General features: G+C 41.0%; 4 protein-coding genes. All 4 read right to left on the bottom strand.

From position 1 onward, the window contains the following. Positions 1–119: 119 nt before the first annotated feature. Positions 120–350 carry a DUF2969 domain-containing protein gene (locus ADJ60_RS01845; RefSeq protein WP_000037113.1) on the bottom strand — a complete coding sequence of 77 codons (231 nt, stop codon included), beginning with the start codon at positions 348–350 and terminating at the stop codon, positions 120–122. Between the two features lie 97 nt (positions 351–447). Then, positions 448–2,415: a peptide ABC transporter substrate-binding protein gene (locus ADJ60_RS01840; protein WP_049543043.1), complete on the bottom strand. Its 1,968-nt coding sequence runs from the start codon at positions 2,413–2,415 to the stop codon at positions 448–450. A 22-nt stretch (positions 2,416–2,437) separates the two neighbouring features. After that, complete coding sequence (locus tag ADJ60_RS01835) at positions 2,438–3,460, bottom strand: branched-chain amino acid aminotransferase (protein ID WP_000219005.1); 1,023 nt, start codon at positions 3,458–3,460, stop codon at positions 2,438–2,440. Positions 3,461–3,594: 134 nt separating this feature from the next. Further along, a complete protein-coding gene (parC, locus tag ADJ60_RS01830; protein ID WP_080983311.1) occupies positions 3,595–6,066 on the bottom strand; it encodes a DNA topoisomerase IV subunit A in 2,472 nt (823 codons plus the stop codon). Between the last annotated feature and the right edge of the window lie 4 nt (positions 6,067–6,070).

Below are 6,070 nucleotides of genomic sequence, written 5' to 3'. Positions count from 1 at the left end.
GGATTCGAACCCCCGAACCCGAAGGAGCGGATTTACAGTCCGCCGCGTTTAGCCTCTTCGCTATCTCTCCTACAATCAACATTGACTATTATATCATGAAAATTTCAAAAAAACAAGACTTATTTTGCTAAATTATAATTTTCAATCAAAATTTCCACAGCTTTTTCCAATTTTTTATAAAAACTATCGACATTCCCATTCTTTATGATGGCAAATTGTCCATCTAATTCGGCAATTTCTCCGATAACTTTTTTACCAATGGTCAAGGTATAACCTTCAAAACTGTCTTTTCCTACATTAACCTTGGCATCTGCTACTTGAATTTCAATTTTTTTATCTTTCTTACTCATTTCATACCTCTCTTCACTTTTTCTATTTTACAAGAAAATCCTAAAACTAGCAAGAAAAAACTCTACATCAGGCTTGTCTGATATAGAGTTCTCCGCTTTATTTAATGTGTTTTTCTAGTTCTTTTTGGTACTTACCATTTGATTCCAATTTTTCTTTTTGCCATTTTTTCAGTGCTTCTTCATATTCTTTTGTCGTAACGATATCTTTTTGCAATTTCATTCCTTTAAAGATATATGGGTCACCCTTAATACCAACTTGTGAGTATGGTTTTGAGAATGGCACTACATTACTTACAACTGGAGAACCACCAGATGAGGCTGTCGGCATCAATAATGAACTATCTGTCAACCAAGCTTGAGCCTTAGCATATTTTTCATAGCGCTCTTCAAGATTCGTAGTTTCTGAATCGGCATCATCCAATAATTTCTTATATTGGTCCAAACCAAGTTTAGCTACAACATCCTTATCTTTCCCTTTAGTAATACCAAGGTGTTTCATAGCAGAACCTGATTTAGGATCCATGATATTCAAGTAAGATGCTGGGTCTTGATAGCTTGGAGCCCATCCTGTACTGTTCAAATCATAGTCTTTTTGAGAAGGAACACGCGCTTGAGAAGTGATTGTTTCCTTTTCATTATCTGTCATTTGAAGAACGTCGATGACAACATTTTCAGCACCAAGAGTTGATTCGATAGACTGTTTGAAAGAGTTGCTTTGTTGAACGGCGATGGTATCTGTTTGTTCAACTGGGACATCCAAGTGAATTGGGAAGGTTACCCCTTTAGATTCCAAGTCTTTCTTAGCTTTTTCAAACGCAACTTTAGCCTTGTCAGGGTTGTAGATAGAATCCTTACCGTCAACTAGCTCAACACCTTTCCATTGGTCACCATAGTTCACCAACTCTGCTTGAGCTATTTGACCAAAGTTTTTACCACCTGCTTGCACAAAGTTATCTGGAACGAGACTGTTACGAATAATCTTGTCCGCACCGTCTTCACCATTTAGCTGGGCAGCATAAGAATGGCGGTTGAAGGCAAAGTTGATAGCCTGACGGAAGTCCTTATTAAGCATAGCTTCTTTTGTAGAAGTCTTTTGTTCTTCACTTGTTTTCGCAGTTTTATTATATGACTGACGATTTACGTTAAAGGTGAAGTAATAACTACTTGAGTCCTGTGGGCTATAAGTGATTTTATCTCCGTATTGTTCCAAAGTTGAAGCAAAGTTTGAGCTACTTGGGAAGAGACGGGCTGTCGTATAGGCACCTGAAGAGAAGCTACGAATCAACGATTCCTGATCAGAACCATCGTAGTAAGTCAATTTAATCTTTTCGATTTTTACCTTTTCTTTATCCCAGTAATTTGGATTTTTCTCATATTCGATCAACGATTTAGACGTCAAGGTCTTCAAGATATAAGGACCATTGTAGAGAATTCCTGCTGGAGTAACTGCTCCATAATCTTTACCCGATGCCTTCAAAAATTCTTCATTTACAGGCAACATCGTTGCTGTGGTGACTTTAGAGTTCCAGAAGCTTTCTGGTTTGTTTAGGGTATATTCAACTGTGTAATCGTCCAAGGCCTTGACACCAACTGTAGAGAAATCATTGGTCTCACCAGTCATGTAGGCATCCAAGCCCTTGATTGAATTTTGGATGAGAGAGACACCGTCTGACTTGCCGTCAGCTACGTGTTTTAGTCCTGTTACAAAGTCATGGGCTGTTACTTCTGCGTATTCTTCACCTTCTGAAGTGTACCATTTAACTCCTTTACGAAGTTTATAGGTATAAGTCAAACCGTCTTTTGACACAGACCAATCTTCAGCCAAGGAAGGGATAACATTTCCGTATTGGTCGTTTTCCATCAGACCATCCACCACGTTCCCGATGACATCTGTTGTAGATGTACGAGTCGCTATACTATAGTCCAAAGATGCAGGATCTACTGCATAGACATATGAAAATGTTGTCGGTGCATCTGCTTCTTTATCAGCTTTTCCACAAGCCACTAATAGAGCTGTTGTGCTCAGGACTACTCCTGCTGTTAAGAGCCACTTTTTCGATTTCATAAAAAATCTCCTTTAGTTAATTTTAATCTACTTTTACAATCCAACCTTCTGGCGCTTCAATATCGCCGAACTGAATACCAGTCAATTCATCATATAATTTACGAGTCACAGGACCTACTTCTGTTTCGCTATAGAATACATGGAAGTCATCACCATGTTGAATACCTCCAATTGGAGATATAACCGCTGCTGTACCACAAGCACCTGCCTCTACAAAACGATCAAGCTTATCAATTGGGACATCCCCCTCAATAGGAGTTAAGCCCAAGCGATGTTCTGCCAAATAAAGCAAAGAATACTTGGTAATAGATGGCAAGATAGATGGACTCAACGGTGTTACAAATTCATTATCAGCTGTAATTCCAAAGAAGTTAGCTGATCCGACTTCTTCAATCTTTGTATGTGTCGATGGGTCTAGATAGATAACATCTGAGAAATGACGGGACTTGGCCAATTTCCCTGGCAAGAGACTAGCAGCATAGTTTCCACCAACCTTAGCCGCACCTGTACCATTTGGAGCGGCACGGTCGTATTCATCCTGAATCAAGAAGTTGGTTGGAACCAAACCACCTTTAAAGTAATTTCCAACTGGCATAGCAAAGATGGTGAAAATGTACTCTTCTGCCGGTTTAACCCCAATAATATCTCCGACACCAATCAAAAGAGGGCGAAGATATAAGGTTCCACCTGTTCCGTATGGAGGTACATATTCTTCATTCGCACGAACAACTGCCTTACAAGCTTCTACAAACATTTCTGTCGGAACTTGCGGCATCAAGAGACGGTCACATGTACGTTGCAGACGTTTGGCATTTTCATCAGGACGGAACAGTTGAACACTGCCATCCTTAGTACGATAAGCTTTCAAACCTTCAAATGCTTGTTGTCCATAGTGAAGACTTGGAGAAGACTCTGAAATATGCAAAGTTGCATCCTCTGTAAGCTCTCCTTGATTCCATTGTCCATTTTTAAAATGAGCAATATAGCGATAAGGTAATTTCATATAGGAGAAACCAAGGTTTTCCCAATCAATCGTTACTGTCATATTCCACTCCTTATTCTAAAAACCTATTTCTTTTATTCTACACTATTTTTATAAAATAGCAAGTATATTTTGTAATTTTCAGAAAATTTCTTCAATAAAAAGAACCAGCTCTGAGAACTGATTCTTCATTTCACTTATTTGGCTTCTGTAAATACTTCTTTAAGATAAGCGTCAAAAACTTCTTCATCAGAAATGGTGTCTGATATAAAGCTTCCGTTGCTAGTGCGTTCTGACAGGTTCAAGTCTTGTAGTCGACTTTCATAGATTGTACCTTTGTTAGATTGAACAATCAGAGTTTGATCGTTCTCGTCCACTTCTGTACTAAAGAGGTCACCAATAAAGCCTTTCTCTACAACTGCTCCTGCTAAGAAGACACGATGCGGTTTGTTTTTCAACTCACGCAAGACTTGTAGTCCTCTTTTAGCGCGGCTGGTTGCTGGAATTTCCTCAATAGAAACACGTTTCAAGCTTCCACGCTGAGTCAAGAGGTAGAAGGACGAGGTATTACAGATAAAAGCCGATTGGAGGACATCATCTTCTTTCAGGTTCATAGCCTTGACACCTGCAGCCTTAGCTCCAACAACCGGAACCTCTTCTATGTTAAAGCGCAGGGCATAACCGTTTTGACTAACCAAGACAACATCATCTAATTTAATCGGAGCCACTGCTACAATCTGGTCTGTCTCGTCTTTGAGCTTAGCATACTTGACAGACTTAGATTTATAGGTCCGCCATGGAGAGAATTCTTTGCGTTCTACACGCTTGATTTGACCGAGACGAGTCGCAGCAAAGTAGGTTGTCGCATCATCAAACTGATCCACGACTTCCACATAGAGGATTTCTTCGTTCGTTTCAAAGTTTGTAATGGTTTGGCTCAGATGCTCACCGATATCCTTCCAACGAATGTCTGCCAATTCATGGATTGGTCGATAAATGACATTTCCAAGAGTCGTGAATATCAAGAGATGCTGGGTTGTCTTGACAGCTTGTACAAAAATCAGACGATCATCATCACGTTTGCCAATTTCTTCCAGAGTGGAAGCCGCAAAGGAACGTGGGCTGGTACGCTTGATATAACCTGCCTTGGTCACGCTGACGTAGGTATCTTCCTCAGCGATCAGACTAGCTGTATCAATCTCAATTGCTTTCGCAGTGTCTTCTAGAGAACTCAAACGCGGAGTCGCAAACCTCTTCTTAACCTCACGAAGTTCTTTCTTCATGAGATTGTACATAGTCCGCTCATCCCCGATAATAGCCGTAAGCATGGCAATCTTTTCACGAAGTTCTGCTTCTTCTTCTTGCAAGACAACTACGTCTGTATTGGTCAAACGGTACAGTTGCAAGGTAACGATAGCCTCAGCCTGTTCTTCCGTAAAATCATAGCTGACCTTAAGATTTTCCTTAGCGTCAGCCTTATTCTCAGAAGCACGGATAAGCGCAATGACCTCGTCCAAGATGGAGATGACGCGAATCAAACCTTCGACGATATGGAGACGTTTCTCAGCCTTTTCCTTGTCAAAGCGGGAACGCGCCAAAATCACTTCACGACGGTGGGCAATATAGCTAGACAAGATTGGGACAATACCGACCTGACAAGGTGTGAAATTGTCAATCGCCACCATGTTAAAGTTGTAGTTGATTTGCAGGTCTGTGTATTTGAAAAGATAATTAAGAACAAGCTCCGTATTGGCATCTTTTTTTAGCTCAATAGCAATACGTAGACCATCACGGTCAGACTCATCACGAACCTCAGCAATCCCAGCCACCTTGTTATTGACACGAACATCATCGATTTTCTTGACTAGATTGGCCTTATTAATCTCATAGGGAATCTCAGTAATAACGATTTGTTCCTTACCACCTTTTAGCTTTTCAATCTCAGTCTTGGAACGAACAACCACGCGCCCCTTCCCAGTTTCATAGGCCTTCTTGATTTCATCACGCCCCTGAATAATCCCTCCAGTCGGGAAGTCTGGACCAGGCAAGAATTCCATGAGTTTTTCAACTTTGGCCGTTGGGTGGTCAATCATGTAAACTGCAGCATCAATGACCTCAGCCAAATTATGTGGAGGAATGTCTGTGGCATAACCAGCCGAAATCCCAGTCGAACCATTGACTAAAAGGTTGGGAAAGGCTGCTGGTAAGACAGTAGGTTCTTTCTCGGTATCATCAAAGTTCCAAGCAAAAGGAACGGTCTTTTTATCGATATCCTGAAGAAGATAGCCTGCAATCTCAGACAAACGCGCCTCAGTATAACGCATAGCCGCAGGCGGATCACCGTCCATAGAACCGTTATTACCGTGCATTTCAACTAGAATCTCACGATTTTTCCAGTCCTGTGACATACGAACCATGGCATCATAGATAGAACTGTCACCGTGCGGGTGGAAATTCCCCATGATATTCCCAACAGACTTGGCCGACTTGCGGTAACTCTTGTCAAAAGTATTGCCATCCTTATTCATAGAATAAAGAATACGACGCTGAACCGGCTTCAAGCCATCACGAATATCTGGCAAGGCCCGGTCTTGAATAATGTACTTGGAGTAGCGACCAAAGCGCTCTCCCATGATGTCTTCTAGGGACATATTTTGAATGTTAGACATAATA

Origin of the sequence: Streptococcus pseudopneumoniae, assembly GCF_001076775.1 — a bacterium.
Classification (GTDB): domain Bacteria; phylum Bacillota; class Bacilli; order Lactobacillales; family Streptococcaceae; genus Streptococcus; species Streptococcus pseudopneumoniae_G.
Note: the sequence above shows the minus strand (reverse complement) of the source record. Positions and strands in the feature narration are given on the sequence as shown.